The sequence below is a fragment of the Streptomyces sp. A0592 genome (genome assembly GCF_004795115.1).
GTDB lineage: Bacteria > Actinomycetota > Actinomycetes > Streptomycetales > Streptomycetaceae > Streptomyces > Streptomyces erythrochromogenes.
The window spans coordinates 71,644-88,733 of sequence record NZ_SSBM01000006.1 but is presented as its reverse complement, the minus strand read 5'-3'; the positions used below and the strand labels follow the sequence as shown (position 1 = coordinate 88,733).

Sequence of the window (17,090 nt, the reverse complement as noted above, 5' to 3'; positions counted from 1 at the left end):
GTCGCCTATCCTCGGAGCGTTTTTCGGGCGGGCAGGAGGCACACGGCGTACGCCAGGGTGCCGGCGGTCGCGGTCGCGAGGAGCGCGGGCACGGAGTCGCCGAGGTACCGCTCCAGTACGAGGAGCGCCGCGGCCATCACGGCTCCGCCGAGCAGCGGCCAGGCGCAGGCCCGGGCGACCGTGCCCAGGCGGATGCCGCCGCGGTGCAGGGCGAGCAGGAAGACCGGGACCACGACGGCGCCGGCGACCACGACGTGGCCCTGGGCCACGCCGACGATGCCGCCGCCGCGGGCGCCGATCACGAGGGCCGGGATCAGGAGGACGAGCCACAGTCCCTGGACCGCGATGAGCGAGCGGCGGCGGCCGATGGCCACCAGGCAGTCGTAGGCGAGTTCGCAGCCGATGCGGACCAGGCCCAGGGCCATCAGCCAGGGCAGGGCGCCGGCCGCGGGCAGCCAGCGTTCTCCGTAGACGAGCCCGATGACAGGTGCGGCGAGGGCGGCCAGCAGGACGCACAGCGGGACGGTGGCCGCGGTCACCACGCCGAGGGCGCGGGCGAATCCGGCGGCCAGTGCCTGTGGTGTGTCGGCCAGGCGGGAGAAGCCTGCGAAGGAGACGCGGCGGGCGGCCTCGGAGATGATGCGGACCGGCCAGCCGGAGATGTTGAAGGCGAGGACGTAGAAGCCGAGGGCGAGGGGGTCCAGGGTGGAGCCCACGACCATGGTGTCCACGTTGACGACGCCGAGGGCGAGCATGCTGGCCCCGGCGAGCGGGAGGCCGAACTTCAGCAGGGCGCGGGCCTGTTCCCGGTCCCAGCCGAACTTCAGGGTGCCCGGTGCGGCGAGGCAGCAGCCGATGAGGGCGGCCACGTTGCCGACGACGGATCCCCAGGCGAAGCTCATCGCGCCCCAGCCCTGGACGGCCAGCAGCAGGGTCACGGCGGTGCTGAGGGCGAAGTTGAGCCCGTCGACGGCCATCCGCCGGCCCTGCGCGAACTCCCGGGTGAGGAAGCCGGCCGGCACCTGGGACAGTCCGTCGAGGACCACGCACAGGCACATGACCCGCAGGACCCCGGAGGCTTCGGGTGAGCCGAGCACGTCGGCGACGGCCGGGGCGGTCGCGAAGAGCACGGCGTACAGCAGGCAGCTGGAGGCCGCGCTCAGGGTCAGGACGGTGGGGGCGAAGCGGCGCGGGTCGCCCTCCCAGCGGACGATGGCGAGGGAGACGCCGAGTTCGTTCGCGGAGAGCAGGACGAGCAGGACGGTCTGGGCGATGCCGTACACGCCCCAGGCCTCGGGCCCGAGGAAGTAGCGGGCGAGGACGATGCCGGTCGCGAAATTGCCGAGGCGCATCACGACCGTGTTGATCAGGCTCCACTTGGCGGCGGAGCCGACCTTGCGCCCCAGGGAGGGCGCCCCGGGCGCGGTCTGCGTGCTCGTGCTAGTGCCGGTGTCGTTGTCGGTGTCGGTGTCGGTGTCGGTGTCGGTCACGTCGCCCCCGTCCCGCCCGGACCGACGGTGCGCAGGGCCATGGTCTCGTCGGTCGCGGCGGGCGCCGCGCCGACGGGTACGGGGACGGGGGCCGCTGCGGCGGGCGTCCCGGCGGGGGCCGGGCGGTTCTTCTGGCGCGGGGTGCGCCGCCGGGCCTCCACGAAGAAGACGGCGACCAGGCTGAGGACGAAGCCCAGCGCGCCCGCCATCACGATGTACTGGAGCCGGGTCTTGGTCTGTGCCTCCGGCTTCTGCGGGGGCACGATCGTCGCCATCCGGATCATGGCCTCGGGGGCCACGGACTGCTGGGTCTGGAACTCCTTGAGCCGCTTGTCGGCGTAGGAGGCGAGGAGTTCGTCGGACTTCAGGACGGCCGCCGGGTCGGTGCCGGTGGCGGTCAGCCACATGAAGGGGCCCTGGGCGTTGTCGGCGATCTTCACTTCGTGCGTGCCGGTGACGCCGAGGGCCTTCAGGTCGGCCTTGGCGCCGTCGGAGTTGAGGTTGCGGGCGAGGCCGTCGGCCATGCCGGTGAGCGAGGCCTGGGTGCTGAGGAAGGGGTTGCCGTCGAAGGCCTCGGTGGCCTTCGACGAGTTGAGCAGCGTCACGGTGCTCTGCGACTGGTACTCCACCGGGATCAGCAGGTGCACGGCGGTGGTGAGTGCCGCCGTCAGCAGCAGTCCGGGCAGCAGCACGTACCAGCGCCTGCGCATGACCCGCCATATCTCGGCGAGATCCATGGTCTTCCCCCTTGTTGCGGATGTTCCGGTTACTGCGGTCCGTGCCCGGCGGCCGGCACGAGGTCGGTGGGTCTGGGCCGGGTGCGGGCGGTGCCGCCGTCGAGGAGGACGGCGGCGATGCGCTCGCTGGCGCGGCCGTCCCACAGGGCGGGGCAGCGCGGCGCGGGCGGATCGTCGAGGACCTTGTCGACGGTGGCGACGATCCGGTCCGGATCGGTGCCGGCGAGGACGTTGGTGCCCTCGTCGACGGTGACGGGGCGCTCGGTGTTCTCCCGCAGGGTCACGCAGGGGACGCCCAGCGCGGTGGTCTCCTCCTGGACGCCGCCGGAGTCGGTGAGGACCAGGCGGGCGGAGTCCTGCAGGGCGATGAAGTCGAGGTACCCGGCGGCCGGTACGAGCCGGATGCCGTCGGGGACGCCCAGGTCGGCCAGCCGCTCGGCGGCCCGCGGGTGCACGGGCAGCAGGAGCGGGCAGCGGCCGGCGATCTCGCCGAGGGCCTTGAGCAGGCCGCGCAGCGCGCCGGGGTCGTCCACGTTGGCCGGCCGGTGCAGGGTGACCAGGCCGTATCCGCCGCGGGTCAGCCCGTAGCGGTCCAGGACGTCGGACTGCCTGGCCCGGTCCAGGTTGGCCAGGAGGGTGTCGATCATGACGTTGCCGACGACGTGGATCTGGTCCTCGCGGTAGCCCTCGGCGCGCAGGTTCACGGCGGCGTCGGGCGAAGGGGCCAGCAGGTAGTCGCTGACCCGGTCGGTGGCGACCCGGTTGACTTCTTCGGGCATGCTCCAGTCGCGGCTGCGCAGGCCGGCCTCCACGTGGGCCAGCAGCGGGCCGGCCTTCGCGGTCACCAGGGCGCAGGCGAGGGTGGAGTTGATGTCCCCGACGACCACGACGGCGTCCGGGGCCAGTTCCTCGACGAGCGGCTCGAAGGCGGCCATCACCCGGCCGGTCTGCTGGGCGTGGCTGCCCGAGCCGGCGCCCAGGTACCGGTCGGGCGGCCGGATGCCGAGGTCGCGGAAGAACACGTCGTTCATGGACTCGTCGTAGTGCTGTCCGGTGTGGACGAGGACCACCTCGGCGCCGCGGCGCTCCAGTGCGTCCATCACCGGTTTGATCTTCATGTAGTTGGGGCGCGCCCCGGCGACGCAGACGATCCTGGTCATGGGTTCAGAGCACCTCCACCTTCGGGCCGGTCATGCGGTTGCGGGTGTCGAGCACGAAGGAGGCGTGCTCGGTGATCGTCTGGTAGTCGAAGCAGTCGTGGTCGGTGAGCAGGACGACGACGTCGGCGGCGGCCAGCTCCTTGCGGGTCGCCTCGACCCGGGCGAGGCGGGCATCGACCTTCACGCTCTCGACGACGTGCGGGTCGACGGCGCGGACCTTGGCCCCCATGTCGAGGAGCAGCTCGGCGATGCGTACGGCGGGCGACTCCCGGGCGTCGCCGGTGTTCTTCTTGTACGCGAGGCCGAGCAGCAGGATCCGGGAGCCGTTGACGGAGCGGCGCTTGGCGTTGAGGGCGTCCATCACGCGGCGCGTCACGTATTCGGGCATGTGGTTGTTGATGTCGTTGGCGAGTTCGACGAAGCGGAAGTTCTGGCCGAGTTCCCGCTGGACGCGCCAGTTCAGGTACGAGGGGTCGATGGGGAGGCAGTGGCCGCCGACGCCCGGGCCGGGGGTGAACTTCATGAAGCCGAACGGCTTGCTGGAGGCGGCCTCGATGGACTGCCAGACGTCGATGTCGAGGTGGCGGGCGAACATGGCGATCTCGTTGACGAGGGCGATGTTCACGTGCCGGAAGGTGTTCTCCAGCAGCTTCGCCAGCTCGGCCTCCTTGGGCGAGCGCACGGGCACGGTGGTGTCGACGAGCTGCCCGTAGAAGGCCTCGACGGCCTTCAGGGAGGCGGCGTCGACGCCGGAGACGACCTTGGGCGTCTGCTGGAAGCCCCAGACGGTGTTGCCCGGGTCGATGCGCTCGGGGCTGTATCCCAGGTGGAAGTCGGCGCCGGCGGTGAGTCCGGAGCCGTCCTCCAGGATCGGGGCGAACAGCTCCTCGGTGGTGCCCGGGTAGGTGGTGGACTCCAGGATCACGGTCGCGCCCGGGCGCAGGAAGCGGGCCAGGGTGTGGGCCGACTCCTCTATGTAGCGCAGGTCGGGCGCCCCGTCCTGTAAGGGGGTGGGGACGGTGACGACGGCGACGTCGAAACCGCCGCAGTCCCGGGCGAGTTCGCTCGGGCGGTAGGTGCCGCGCTCCAGGGCGCGGGCGAGGCGTTCGGAGGTGACGTCCTCCACGTACGACTCTCCGGCGGCGAGGCTCTTGACCCGCCGCTCGTCGACGTCGTAACCGATCACCTGGTGGCCGACCTCGGCGGCCCGGACGGCCAGCGGAAGTCCGACGTATCCCTGTCCCACGACGACGACGCGCATCAGCAGTGACTCCTGTTCGCGGAACCGGCAGACGGTGTGCGGTGGATGAGCTCGCGGACCGTCATGGCGAGGAAGGCGGCATTGGTGGTGAGGTAGCGCTTGCCGAGGCGGCGCGGTTCCTGGAGGGTCCGGTAGAACCATTCGAGGCCCATGCGCTGCCAGACGAGCGGGGCCCGCTTGGTGATGCCGGCGAGGATGTCGAAGGAGCCGCCGACGCCGTGTACGACGTGGGCGCCGGTGCGCTTGCCGTGGCCCGCGGTGAAGATCTCCTTCTTGGGCGAGGTCATGCCGAGGAACAGCAGGCGGGCGCCGCTGTCGGCGACGGAGTCGGCGATCTCCTCCTGTTCGGAGTCGCCGAAGTAGCCGTTGCGGCTGCCGGCGACCCGCAGCTCCGGGAAGCGTTCGGAGATCTGCCGGAGCATCATCTCCAGCACCTCCTGCCGGGCACCGAGCAGGTAGACGGGGATGTCCGCGACCTCGGCGGCGGCGAGCAGGCGCATGAACAGGTCGATGCCCGCGACCCGTTCGGGCAGGCGGACGCCGAGGACGCGGCCGGCCCAGACCACGGCCTGGCCGTCGGCGAGGACGAGGTCGCAGCCGGCGACCGCTTCGGCGAGGGCCGGGTCGCGCCGCATGTTGACGAGCTTGGCGGCGTTGACCATGCCGATCTCGATCTGTTCGCCGCGGCGTACGGCGTCGAGGCAGCGCTGGACGGTCTCGTCCATGGTCAGGGGGTCGAGCGCGACCCCGAAGAGGGTGTGACGGGTCATCTCTGCGGCCCCCCGAACCAGGCGAACAGCATCCAGCCGAACTCGTACGGGCGGCACTCCCGGTCCACCGCGCGGGGGCGGAAGAGCAGGTCCAGGGGTGCGAGCCGGGCGTGCGGGGCGACCCGGGTGGTGAGCCCGCGGGCGGCCCGGACGGCCTTCTTCGGGTCGCCTCGGTAGACCTTGCGCCAGGTGATGCCGAGGTCCTCGCGGATCATCGGCTCGCGCGGGGTCCCGGTGGGGCCGGCGAGTTCGGGGACCTCCGTCATCCAGCGCAGTCCGCGGCGGATCGCCGGGCCGAAGTCGGTGCCGCCCGCCTCGGCGAGGTCGAACAGGGCGGTCGGGGCCATCGCGTGCTGGTGCACGCTGTAGACGGGGTAGCCCTCGATCACGCCGCCCTCGCGGGCGTCGTAGTGCCACCACCACTGTCCGCCGTCGCCCTGGAGGTCGACGATGCGGGCGGCGCAGGCGTCGGCGGCCGCGAGGGCCTCCGGGTCGGCGCCGCTCGCGTGCAGGCGGGCCAGCGCCTGCAGCGGATAGGTCTGGTCGGCGAAGCAGGCCACGTGCGCGCGGTAGCCGGGCACAAGTCCCGGGCCGGTGGCGTGCGGGAACAGCGGACTGGTGCCGGTCCGAGCCGCCAGCAGGCGGTCGCGGGCGGCCGCGAGGCGGTCCTCCACGTCCGCCACGGTGCGCGCGGCCGCGAGGGCGGAGAGCACCCAGGCCGCCTCCACCGTGTACTGCGGCCGCCCGGGCGGGTCCAGGGCGGCGACCCGGTCGAGGGCGTCGGACAGTTTCGGGTGGCCGGTCTCGGCGGCGGCCCAGGCGATGAGCGCCGCGTCGCCGAGGTTCACCACCCCGGGCAGCCGTTCCACGAGCAGTCCGGTGAACTCCCCGGCGGAGCGTCCGCCGAACAGGGCGCGCTGCCGCTCCTTCGGCAGGAACCGGGCGCCCAGCGCGGTGATGGCCGCGTACCGGGTGCTGGTTCCCCGCAGTTCCAGGCGGCGGGTGCCCTCGGGCGAGACCGCTCCGGCCCTGGTGAAGGCGAAGGTCTCGGCCTCCGGCAGATACATGGCGGGCAGACCCGCCTCGGCCAGCCCGAGCAGCCGCTGCGCCAACGCGTGCAGCTTCGGGTCCTCTTCGGCCAGTGCTCCTAATCGTGTGGTGGTCATCGGGTCCCCACCCCGACTCCCCGGGTGCCGCTCGCACCCCGCATGTCCGAGCTCTTCGGCTCCAACACACCTACCCCCTCTGATCGCTCCTCGGACGGACCTGGCGGTCGTCATTCCGCGGAGGGGGACTGCGCGTGACGGCGCCCGTGCCCTCGGCGTCCGACGCCGAGGGCACGAGCCGTCCCAGGCTGCCGTCTGGATCCCCCCAGCGATGCCTCGGACCGGGACACGCGCGCACGGCAGTGACGGCGGGCACGGTGGAACCGTGCTCCGCCGGGCGCTGCCCGCGGTGCCCTCGTCGTACACAACCCCCCACTGAACAAGGCCTGTTGCCTGCTCAGATCCCGTGTGCAGGGACACGTTATGCCCACGGATGTTCATTGATTGTGGTTTTGAGGAAATGCTTGTGGCCTAAATTGCCGACATTCCGTCAGTTTCGTTCGGTGAGGGTTCCGTCCTTCTCGTCGTGCAGCGCCCCGGTGCGCGGGCACTCCCACGTGCCCGGCTCGTCCTCGCGCTCCACCAGCCGGACCCCCGCCCGACCCACCCAGCCGATCCGGCGGGCCGGCACCCCGGCCACGAGCGCGAAGTCGGGCACGTCCTTGGAGACCACCGCCCCGGCCGCGACGAGGGCCCAGCGCCCGACGCGCACCCCGGCCACGCACACCGAACGGGCCCCGAGCGAGGCACCCTCGGCCACCACGACCCCGGCGGCCTCCCAGTCGCCGTCGCGCTTGAGCGTGCCGTCCGGGTCGACCGCGCGCGGGTAGAAGTCGTTGGTGAGGACGGCCGCCGGGCCGATGAACACCCCGTCGCCGAGCTCCGCCGGCTCGTACACGAGCGCGTAGTTCTGGAGCTTCACGTGGTCGCCGATCCGCACACCGGGCCCGACGTACGCGCCGCGCCCCACGATGCACCCGCGCCCGAGCCGGGCCTCCTCGCGTATCTGCGCCAGATCCCAGATCGTGGTCCCCTCGCCGAGCTCGGCGCTCTCGTCGACCTGCGAGGAGGGTTGAATGCGGACACTCACGGCGCGGTCCCCTAACGGTTCGTGAGACGTACGGTGCACGGGCGTGCGGGTGCACAGTTGTGCGGGCGCACGGACGTGCCGGTGCTCAGGTGTACGGAAGTACGCGCCGAGCATATGCGTCGGCGGGCCGCTCCATACGGGGATCAACCGACTGTTCATCCAACGCACTTGGGAACCGCCGGAGGAGCCGATCGGGAAGGGGGCGGGCGGGCTCTGCGGACCCGGCCCAGGGCCTGGTGGGGCGGCACCTGGCGTGCGGCCGTCCGTCCCCACCGCCGTTCGGACGGTGGGGGCGCACGCCTCGGCGCGTTGCGGCGCACGCAGGGGTGAAACCCGATCGGCTGTGGGGCGTTAGGGAAGGTGGGCCGCCGTTCGCCCGTGATGCACGCGAGAGCACGAGGAGCACGATGACAGACCCCAGGCCGGCCGGACGCCGTCGGATGAAGCTGGCAGCGCGGTGCCGGTTGGCCACCGAGGCCCCCGCCTTCGGGTTGGTCGTCTTCTGCGTGATCCTGCTCAACGCCGCGCTGATGGGTGTCGAGACGTACAGCGGGCTGGCCGCGGAGTACCAGCGGCTGCTGCGGACCGCCGAGCACTGCTGCCTGGCCCTGTTCACCCTGGAGATGGTGCTGCGCATCGGCGCCTTCGCGGACCGGCCGAAAGCATTCTTCCGCGACCCGTGGAACCTCTTCGACCTCGCGGTCGTCGCCTCCGCCTTCGTCCCGTTCGTGCGGGAGAACACCACCCTGCTGCGGCTGCTGCGGCTGGCCCGGGTCCTGCGCACGGCCCGCTTCCTCCCGCACCTGCGCATCCTGCTGATCGCGGTCGGCCGCAGCCTGCCCGGCACCGCCAGCTTCCTGTTCGTCGGCGGACTGGTCCTGTACGTGTACGCCATGGTCGGCTGGGTCTGCTTCGCCGAGTCGGACCCCGGGCACTACGGCTCGGTGGGCCGCGCGATGCTCACGCTGTTCCTGCTGACCACCCTGGACGGCCTGACCGACGCCGTCCGCGCGGGCCTGCAGATCTCCCGCCTCAGCATCGTCTACTACGCCTCCTACGCGCTGCTGGCCTCCTTCGTCCTGGTCAACGTCCTCATCGGGGTGGTCCTCAACTCCCTCGACGAGGCCCGCGAGATCGAGGACGCGGCCGCCCGTGATCGCAAGCAGCCGGGCCCGCCGCCGGCCGCGGGTCCCGACGGGGACGTCCGGGACCGCATCGCGACGGCCCGGCGCGCCCTGGACGAGATCGAGGCGAGCCTCCCCGCCCAGGACGGCCGCCCCCCACGCCGCCTGGAGGCCTCCCACAGCGGCTCCTGACCGACCGGGCGCTGCGGTCACGGCTCCGTGGTGCCCAGCCGATGGATGTCCCAGGTGCCGTCCGGGCGCTGGTGGACGGCCCAGTGACCGGGCCTGCCCTCGAAGGCAGGCCCGGGTGCCCCCCGGAGCCGCAACTGCTCCAGACGGACCCTGCCCCGGAACGTGGCTCCGCCGAAGTGCACCGGTCCGTCGAACACGGCACCGGTGGAGACCAGTCCCAGCTCCCACGTCGTGGAGGCGAAGGAGACCGGGCCGGCGAAGGAGGCCCCGCTCAGCCCGGTCAGTCCGCAGAACACCGCGCGCGAGAAGTCCGCCGCTGCGGCCACCTGCATGCCGTTCAGGTCGGCCGAGGCTTCCAGCACCGCCCGGGCGAAGGCCACCTCGTCCAGGAAGACGCTGTCCGAGAAGCCGGCCAGGCCGCGGAACTGCGCACGACGGAAATCGGCTCCCCGGTGGAACCGGCTGCGGTCGAAGTCGCCGACGCCCAGGAAGACCACGCCGTCGAATGAGGCTTCGCCGGCGAAGGTGGAGTCCCCGAGCCTGGCCCGCCCGGCGAAAACGGCCCGGGAGAAGCAGGCCCGGGACGAGAAATCGATGCCGCCCTCGTTCCAGTCGTCGACGAAGGTGGCGTGGTCGAAGGCCGCCTCGCCCAGCGTGACGGGATGCGAGCGCGACTCCCGCAGGGAGTCCAGGAGCCGCTGGAGCAGTCCCCCCTTGAAGGTGGTGCCCCGTAGGTCCACCGGGGATCCGGGCCCCAGGGTGCCCAGGTACGCATACTCCTCGTCGGGGTCGAGATGGGCCAGGCACCGGTCGTAGCCGGGCAGCCGGATCCCCGTGCACCGGGCGTGGTGGTCCTCCGCCTCCACCGTACGTCGGCCGCACACCGGCCATGCGACGCCTCCCGCGTCCTGCAGACCGTCCGCCTCCGTCAGGGCCTCGCCGAGATCTTCCGGACCCCCGGTGCACAACCAGCCCTCCGTCTCACCGCCGAGGGGGACGAGCGCGCGCGTCGCCGTGGGACCGACCAGCTCGCCGAGCGTCTCGTACACGCGGTCCGACAGGGCGACGGCGAGGGACCCCCTCTGGAGCCGTTGCCGGTCCGCCATCCCGGGATGGCGGACGATCCGGGCGGCCTCCGACGTGGGCAGCCCGGTGAGGTCGCCGTCCGTCAGGGCGGGTCCCATGGGCCCCGCGGACACGGCCACGTCCAGCGAGAGGGGACCGGCGTCCGCTCCGCGGGTCGCGAACCGGGCCATTGAGGTGGGGAGTCGACTCAGCAGCCGGCCGGCCCTGCCGAGGGCTCCCGGTCCCTGCAGCAGCAGGAAGAGGGGCTCTCCCGGCCGACTGCCGGCCAGCCGCTCGGTGAGGCCCGCGTCGGCGACGAGCCCCTTCAGCAGTTCCACCGCCTCCGCGTGGGGCGAGCTCCCGATCGGGTACACGCCGTCGTCACCCGGCAGCACCGCCAGGCACACGAAGGTGGTCGCCACCGGGCGGATCCGCCCGTGCTCCGCCATCGCCGCCCGGAAGCCGGGCTGTTCCAGCAGGGCGCGGCCCGACAGGAACACCAGGCGGTCCGGCCAGACGCCGTGGACGACGCCGAGCAGGGCGCCTTCGTGGGAGACCGGGCCGCCGCGGTAGTGGGTCCAGGCCTCCGGTTCCGGGGAGAGCCGGACGAGCTCGCCGTTGCGGTCGCCGCCGTGGGGAACCGCTTCGCCGGTCAGCGCGACGGGGCGGCCCTGGTCCGTGGCGCCGTCGACCCGGACCCGGACCACCTGGGGCTCCGCCCGCGCCCAGGGCGTCGCCCCCGTCCAGGGCGCGGGGTCCACCAGATCCTCGTCGGACAGCAGGAGGAACACCCGGGGCAGGGCGTCGTCCGCCCACACCGCGCGGCAGGCGACCTCGCGGTCGCCGGCCCGCACCCATGCCGCCGTCCCCGGGGGCAGCGGCGCGTCCCCGACCGTGAGGACGAGGCGCGGTGTCAGCAGGGTGCCCACCTCCTGCGGCTCGGGCATCGGGTCGTAGCGGACCCGTACGACCCGGTCCGCGAGCCCGGGGTCCTGCGGCGGCCGCGCCGCGAAGGGCAGGGTGCCCTCGGCGACGCCGCGGCGGCCCTCCCGCCCGTCGGTGACGCGGGTCGCGGAGAAGTCCGGCCCGGTGCCGCGGCTGCGGGACATGTACTCCCACACGCGGCGGCGCACCAGCTCCCGTACGGCGGCCACGTCCCCGCGCAGCTGTGAGCCGAGCAGCGCCTCCCGGACACCCGGCAGGAATGCGAACTCCATCTCCTCGGCGTCCCGTTCGTGGTCCCAGGGCGCGAACAGCCCGCCGAGGGCGACCTCCGCGAGGTGGCCGTGCTCCGAGTCGCGCAGCAGGGAGCGCCGGACCAGGTTCATGACGGGCAGGGTCAGCGGTACGGCGGCCAGGTGCGCGGCGAGCTGCTGGGCGGTCGGCGAGGCACTCGCGCGGAAGCGTTCCACCACCTCCAGCGCGCTGTGCGGACCGGCCGGGAGGGCCTCGCGCACCCGCGCCGTCCCCATCCCCGTATCCGTCCCCGGATCCGGCTCCGCGTCCAGCCGCAGACAGGCCAGGCGCCGCCAGCGGCCGTCCCCGGAGACCACCCGCACCAGCCGGGCCAGGCTGCCCGGGGCGACGCCGACCACGGGGACGACGTCGGGTGCGCGCCGGCGGCCGGCGCGGGAGCGGCGGGCCGTCGCCGCCCGCTGCCAGGAGCGGGTGGCGGCCGCGGGCCGGTCCGCCCGGACGGCGAAGGGGACGGGCCGGACGGCCCCGCGCGTCCAGAGCCGTTCGGGCAGGACGTTCAGCACGGCCACGGCGTTGTGCGTGCACCAGTGCCGGAGCACGCCCTGTACGGAGGCCTCGCGCCAGCCGCCCGCAACGGTGTCGGAGAGTACGAGGATCAGCCTGCGGCCGGCGGGGTCGGCCAGCTCCAGCGGGTTGCGCGGGGCGCCGGACCGGCCGCGGGTGAGCATCGGGGTGGCGCCGGAGCCGGTGCCCGTCAGCCGCCAGGTGCGTACGTCGCGGAAGACCCCGCTGCGGGTCAGCACGCGGCGCAGTTCGTCCACGAGGTCCGCCCAGAGCAGCATCGAGTGGTGCGTGTCGACGACCAGGGCCAGGTCCAGCCAGCGGCTCTCGGCCGGCCGCAGGACGGGGGTCGGCACCATCCGCTCGATGCTGCGCTCGACGGTGAGCTGCTCGTCCAGTTCCTCCCCGGGGCCGCCGATGGAGCGACGGCCGACGGGGCGCAGGGCGCGCATCAGGGCGAGCGGGTCGTCGAGGGAGGCGGCGCGGGGCAGCCGTACGGGGGAGCCCCGGCGGCCCGCGCCGTCGTCGGACGGTTTCCCGGCCGGGGCGGGCACGGAGGCGGGGAAGATCCTGACGGCCGGCTGCCCGTCGGCCGGGCCGCCGGGGGTCGTGGCGGCCTCGGGGGCCGGCGGGTCGGCGGCCGGCGGCGGAAGGCCCGCGAAGTCGCCGGGGGTCACCGCGGGTGGGCGGGGCCCGGCGGGATCCACGCGGGCGGCCAGCCACAGGATGTCGGCGATCTCCTCCGCCCCGATGCCGGGACGCGGGCCCGCGTCCTCGGCGCCGTCGGCCAGGGCGGCGAGCAGCTCCTCGATCACGCCGTGGGCCCGGTCAGGTGCTGCATGACGGTCTTGAGGAAGCGGTCGCGGTCGCCGGGGGCGGACCAGGCTCCGGCGAGGCGCAGCTGGATGGCGTTGAGGAGCTGGTCGGTGGCGAGGTCTCCGTCCCCGGCGCGGTCGATGAAGTCCCGGACGAGTTCCTGGTACTCCCCGTCGGCCTCGACGTCGATGCCGAGCCGGCGGCGCACGATGAGGGCGAGCTTCTCCTCGCCGGGCGGCTCCAGGTGCAGGCGGACGCAGCGGCGCAGGAAGGCGGGCGGGAAGTCGCGTTCGCCGTTGCTGGTGAGCACGACGACGGGGAAGTACCGGCACTGCACGCGGCCCTGTGTGATGTGTACGGCGGCGTCCGGGTCGTCGTCGGTGCCGATGGCGACGGTGGGGTCCTCCTGGGCGAGGCGGGCCAGTTCGGGGATGACGAAGCCGCCGTCCTCGAAGACGGTCAGGAGGTCGCCGGGGAGGTCGATGTCGCTCTTGTCGATCTCGTCGACGAGCAGGACGCGGGGGCGGTCCTGCGGCAGCAGGGCGGTGCCGAGCGGCCCGAGGCGCAGGTAGCGGGAGATCGACGGCGCGGGGGCGGGCTCGGGTTCGGGCGCAGGGGTGGTCGCCCCGGCGGTCACGGCCGCCGCCGGGCCCACCGGGCCTGCGGGTCCTGCGGGCCTGCGCAGTTGCTCCAGGCCGGCCTCCTGGAGGCGGCCGATGGCGTCGTAGAGGTAGAGGCCGTCGCGGAGCACCGTCCGGCTGGTGATGGGCCAGTGCAGTACGGGGCCCAGGTCGAGGTCGGAGGCGATGCTGTGGGCGAGGGTGGACTTCCCGACGCCGGGCTTCCCGGTGATGAGCAGCGGCCTGCGCAGGTGCAGGGCCGTGTTGACGACGTCCTTCTCCTGCTCGTCGGGGACGTAGCCCTCGCCGCGCCGCCGGGTGCGCTCCCAGGCCGGGCCCTCGCACCCGGGGGGCGCGTACCCGGGGTCGGGGATGCCGGTGAAGTCCCGCCAGGGCGGCGGGGATCCGGATTCCAGGCGGGCGCGCCGGTCCGCGCCCTCACCGGTCCCGTGGTACAGCCACCAGTCCTTCACCACTGCCTCTGCCTCCATCGTCGTGTCGCCGTCTGTCAGTGGTCGGGGTCAGGCCAGGGACCGGAAGCCCGGTATGTCGTCGGGATCGTCCCACAGGAGCACCAACTGGTCTTCCCCTGCGGGCTGTTGGCTGCCCTCCGCGGCGGCGCGCGCGGCTCCCGCGGCGGCTCCGGCGGCCGCCCGGCGCACTTCCCGCACGCGCGCGGGCAGGGCCAGTACGTCGAGTGCGCCGGGGTCCGGGCGCCCGTCGGGCCCGGCAGGTGCCAGCAGGTCGAGGAGCGGGGGCGCCGGCGCTCCGCCGCCGCGCCGCCACACCGCGACCGGGACACCGCCTTCGAGCACGGCCTCCAGCAGTCCGGCGTGCGGGGCGGCGGTGGTGTGGGCCAGGACGCACGCGGGCGCCGGGCGCTCGGCCAGCTGCATCCCCAGCACGTCCGTGACCTCGGCCTCCTGCACCACCCGGACGGCCTCGGGGTGCCGGCCGCCCCGGGTGCACAGCCAGCGCCAGCTGGTCCGCCACTCGGCGCGGGTGTCGAGGCGCTCCTGCGGGCAGCGCACCACGACCTGGTGGAGCAGGCCGAGAGCGCGGTGCCGTCCGGCCGGGCCGCGGGGCACCGGCCACTGGTCGAAGTCGGTGTCGAGCAGTTCGTACGGCACGTGGAACTCGATGCGGTCGACGCCGCCCCGGGTGCGCGGCCCGGCCTCGCCGCCGTCGGCCGGTGCCGCGCCGACGAGCGCGAGTTGCCGCAGGAGTTCCTCCCGTACGGCGTCGAGCCGGACGGGGGCGCCGTCCGACTCCCATATCTGCTCGGTGCGTTCGCCGCTCAGCCACATCCTGGCCCGGAAGCCGGGGCCGCCGTCCGGCGGCGGCTCCAGCCCGACGTGCACGACCGTCGTGCGCGCCGGTGGCGGGGGCGGGGGCAGCACCGGCAGGGCGAGCCGCTCGCGGGTGGTGTGCACCCAGTCCTTCAGCCGGCCCGCCCACGCCGTGTCGCCCGCCGTGCCGGCCCGGTCCGCGAGGAACCGTACGAAGGGCACGGCCAGCGGCATCCCGCCGCGCCCGCCCTGGCGTTCGTCCAGGTCCTGGACCACCTCCAGGAGGCCGTCGCCCGGCAGGCCGCCGCCGACCGGGGTGGTGCAGCCGGCCGCCTTGAACGCCCATGCGTAGGCCTCGTAGGCGCAGCGCGGCAGTTCGCGGCCTTCGCAGAGCTCGCCGAGTCCGTCCCAGGCCTGCTGGTCGAGCCGGGCCGCTCCGGGCGGCGCGGGGGCGGTCAGGTCGTCGTCGAGGAAGGAGCAGGCGTCCCAGTCCCGGTCCACGAGGAACTGCGGGAGCTGCCAGCCCTCGCCGCGTGCGCGCAGGTCCTGGAAGGTGCGGTGGATGCTGCGGGCGGCGGCCGGCAGTCCGCTGACGCTCTCCCGTACGGAGCGCGGGCCGAGTTCCGCCAGGAGGGCCTCGGTGAAGCGGCCCGCGCCGCGCTCGGCGTCGTTCTGCGCGGCCTCGCCCTCGCGGGAGGCGTAGAGCCGGAACTGCCGGCGTCCCGGCACCGAACTCCCGCCGCCGTAGTCGGTGCTGCCGAAGTTCATCGGAAGATCGCGGGGCACGTCGACCCGGCAGGAGTCGACGAGTGCGGCCTGGAGCGGGAAGCTGCGGTGTTTGACGAGGTCGGTGCGCCACCAGCGCAGGGCCGAATCGAGGTTGAGGTGGCGGATCTGGCTGGGACGGGCGTCGGCGCAGGGCAGCATCAGCTCCTGGCGCGGCCCGAGGTAGCCGTGGCCCGCCCAGAAGATCCACAGCAGATCGCCGTCGCACTGCGGGAGTTCGTCGAGCAGCGCCGCCTTGACGTTCTCCTCGGTCGCCGGGCGGTACGCGGCCCGCAGGGCGGCCATCGCCGGGGAGTCCGGCCAGTCGAGGGCGCCGGGGTCGTCGAGCGGGGACAGCAGGAGCCGGAGGTTGCCGGGCGGCACCTGGGCGGGGCCGGTCAGCCACTGGGCGAAGCGCAGGGCGTCGCGGGCCGGGCCGCGCAGGTTCCAGCGGTGGCTGATGTCGTAGCGCTCGACGCCGGCGACGAGCGCGAAGGTGCGCTGCGGGCCGAGGGCCGGGGGCAGGAAGCCGGCGGGGATCACCCGATCTCCGCTTCGGCCACCGCCTGTTCGATCCGTTCGTAGAGGGAGTCCTGTTTCCAGTAGGCGCTGTGGCAGGCGGGGAAGGGCTGGCGGCTGCCGATCTCGTGGTCGGTGATGCGGGGGTCGCCGGGGAAGACGGGCCCGGCGAGGTAGGACAGCACGTCCTGGCGGTCGTAGACGTTGAGCCAGCGCGGGAAGCCGTACGGGAGTTTCGCGCCCGGTTCGAGCGCGGTCAGGGCGCCGAGCTCGTGGAGGAAGGGTGCCTGGGAGCCGACGGTGACGAGCAGTTCCGTGCCGGGGACGGCTTCGCCGCGGGCGGCGGCGAGGGCGAGGAGGTCGACGAGGGCGATCCCGCCGAGGCTGTGGCCGATGAGCACGGTCGGTCCCGCGGCCGCGGTGATCCGGGCGTGCAGGAACTCCCGCAGGTCGTGGCCCCGGGCCTGGTAGCGCAGGATGTCGCCGAGCGCGGGCGTGGCTCCGACGGTGAGGGAGCCACGCCAGGCGTTGAGCAGGGGCTGGGTGGTGACCCGCTGGGCGAGCCGGCCGAGGAAGGCGGCGGCGCGGGCGCCGGGGACACGGGCGTCGCCGCCGAGGCGGGTGGTGAGCAGTTCGACGAGGCGGTCGCGTTCGGTGCCGGTGCAGTCGGCGTCGGCTCCGGCGGCGGCGAGGGCGCCGGCGGCCACGGCCCGGGCGAGGGCGGTGGCCAGCTCGCGCGCCTGCGGGTCGCCGGTGGCGCGTTCCGCGGCGCGGACCGCCTCGGCGGAGCGGGCGGCGGCGTCCAGGGCGGCGGGGAAGTCCGCGGCGAGGCCGGTGCCGTGCAGCAGGGAGCCGAGCTCGTCCCCGGGGTGGGGCGGCGCCGGGGGTAAGGCGGCCAGAGCTGCGAGCACCCGGATCCCGGCGGCCTGTACGCCGGGCATCGCGAAGGGGTCGTCGTCCGCGGCGTCGCCCCCGGCGCCGGCGGGCCAGCCGGCCTCGGCGAGGACCCGGAGCTCGCACAGCGGGTCGGCGAGCAGCAGGGCCCACTCGGCCGTCTCGGCGTCGATCCCGTCGATCCCTTCGATCCCGTCGGGCGCGGGCTTCAGCCCGGGCACGGACCGGCCGCCGGCGCCGAGGGTCGCCCCGAAGCGGTCGCCCCAGTAGCAGGAGTCGACGGCGGCGTCGGGGAATCTGGCCGTCAGGCGCTCGCGAACCAGGGCGAAGAGCCGGTCGTGCCGCTCGCGCCGTACCCCCGTGCCGTGGACAAAGAGAAAACGCATCGCCGCCCCGCCCCCCTCGTGCAGTCGCCCCTCCGCCCCGGCACGATA

Annotated in this window: 12 protein-coding genes; 1 reads left to right on the top strand and 11 read right to left on the bottom strand. The window is 74.1% G+C overall.

Annotated elements, in window-relative coordinates; all coding sequences use genetic code 11:
• Positions 1–5 precede the first annotated feature (5 nt).
• From E6U81_RS11400 to E6U81_RS11370, 7 genes are all read right to left on the bottom strand, one after another.
• The gene (locus E6U81_RS11400; RefSeq protein WP_240803762.1) at positions 6–1,490 is read right to left on the bottom strand and encodes an oligosaccharide flippase family protein; all 1,485 of its coding nucleotides are present in this window, start codon (positions 1,488–1,490) and stop codon (positions 6–8) included.
• The gene (locus E6U81_RS11395) at positions 1,487–2,227 is read right to left on the bottom strand and encodes a chain length determinant protein (RefSeq protein WP_206309901.1); all 741 of its coding nucleotides are present in this window, start codon (positions 2,225–2,227) and stop codon (positions 1,487–1,489) included. The genes E6U81_RS11400 and E6U81_RS11395 overlap by 4 nt, the downstream gene beginning before the upstream one ends.
• Before the next feature lie 29 nt (positions 2,228–2,256).
• Positions 2,257–3,387 carry a UDP-N-acetylglucosamine 2-epimerase (non-hydrolyzing) gene (wecB, locus tag E6U81_RS11390; protein ID WP_136229964.1) on the bottom strand — a complete coding sequence of 377 codons (1,131 nt, stop codon included), beginning with the start codon at positions 3,385–3,387 and terminating at the stop codon, positions 2,257–2,259.
• 4 nt (positions 3,388–3,391) lie between these two features.
• Positions 3,392–4,648, bottom strand: coding sequence for a nucleotide sugar dehydrogenase (locus tag E6U81_RS11385; protein WP_136229963.1), 1,257 nt, complete (start codon positions 4,646–4,648; stop codon positions 3,392–3,394).
• A complete protein-coding gene (locus E6U81_RS11380; RefSeq protein ID WP_136229962.1) occupies positions 4,648–5,418 on the bottom strand; it encodes a WecB/TagA/CpsF family glycosyltransferase in 771 nt (256 codons plus the stop codon). The genes E6U81_RS11385 and E6U81_RS11380 overlap by 1 nt, the downstream gene beginning before the upstream one ends.
• Positions 5,415–6,584: a hypothetical protein gene (locus tag E6U81_RS11375; RefSeq protein ID WP_136229961.1), complete on the bottom strand. Its 1,170-nt coding sequence runs from the start codon at positions 6,582–6,584 to the stop codon at positions 5,415–5,417. The genes E6U81_RS11380 and E6U81_RS11375 overlap by 4 nt, the downstream gene beginning before the upstream one ends.
• A 430-nt stretch (positions 6,585–7,014) precedes the next feature.
• Positions 7,015–7,614 (bottom strand): acyltransferase, encoded by a 600-nt coding sequence (locus E6U81_RS11370; RefSeq protein ID WP_136229960.1) that lies wholly within the window; start codon positions 7,612–7,614, stop codon positions 7,015–7,017.
• A 407-nt stretch (positions 7,615–8,021) separates the two neighbouring features.
• Between E6U81_RS11370 and E6U81_RS11365 the strand changes: the two genes are divergently transcribed.
• The gene (locus tag E6U81_RS11365; RefSeq protein ID WP_136229959.1) at positions 8,022–8,930 is read left to right on the top strand and encodes an ion transporter; all 909 of its coding nucleotides are present in this window, start codon (positions 8,022–8,024) and stop codon (positions 8,928–8,930) included.
• 17 nt (positions 8,931–8,947) lie between these two features.
• Here the strand turns inward: E6U81_RS11365 and E6U81_RS11360 are convergent, their stop codons facing one another.
• The 4 genes from E6U81_RS11360 to E6U81_RS11345 are packed head-to-tail and all read right to left on the bottom strand — an operon-like array spanning position 8,948 to position 17,042.
• Positions 8,948–12,568, bottom strand: coding sequence for an SAV_2336 N-terminal domain-related protein (locus E6U81_RS11360; RefSeq protein ID WP_136229958.1), 3,621 nt, complete (start codon positions 12,566–12,568; stop codon positions 8,948–8,950).
• Positions 12,565–13,680 (bottom strand): MoxR family ATPase, encoded by a 1,116-nt coding sequence (locus tag E6U81_RS11355; RefSeq protein ID WP_136229957.1) that lies wholly within the window; start codon positions 13,678–13,680, stop codon positions 12,565–12,567. Before E6U81_RS11355 ends, E6U81_RS11360 begins: the two co-directional genes overlap by 4 nt.
• 30 nt (positions 13,681–13,710) lie before the next feature.
• Positions 13,711–15,786, bottom strand: a complete 2,076-nt coding sequence (locus E6U81_RS11350; protein WP_136229956.1) for a caspase family protein — start codon at positions 15,784–15,786, stop codon at positions 13,711–13,713.
• Positions 15,783–17,042, bottom strand: a complete 1,260-nt coding sequence (locus E6U81_RS11345) for a hypothetical protein (RefSeq protein WP_136229955.1) — start codon at positions 17,040–17,042, stop codon at positions 15,783–15,785. Before E6U81_RS11345 ends, E6U81_RS11350 begins: the two co-directional genes overlap by 4 nt.
• Between the last annotated feature and the right edge of the window lie 48 nt (positions 17,043–17,090).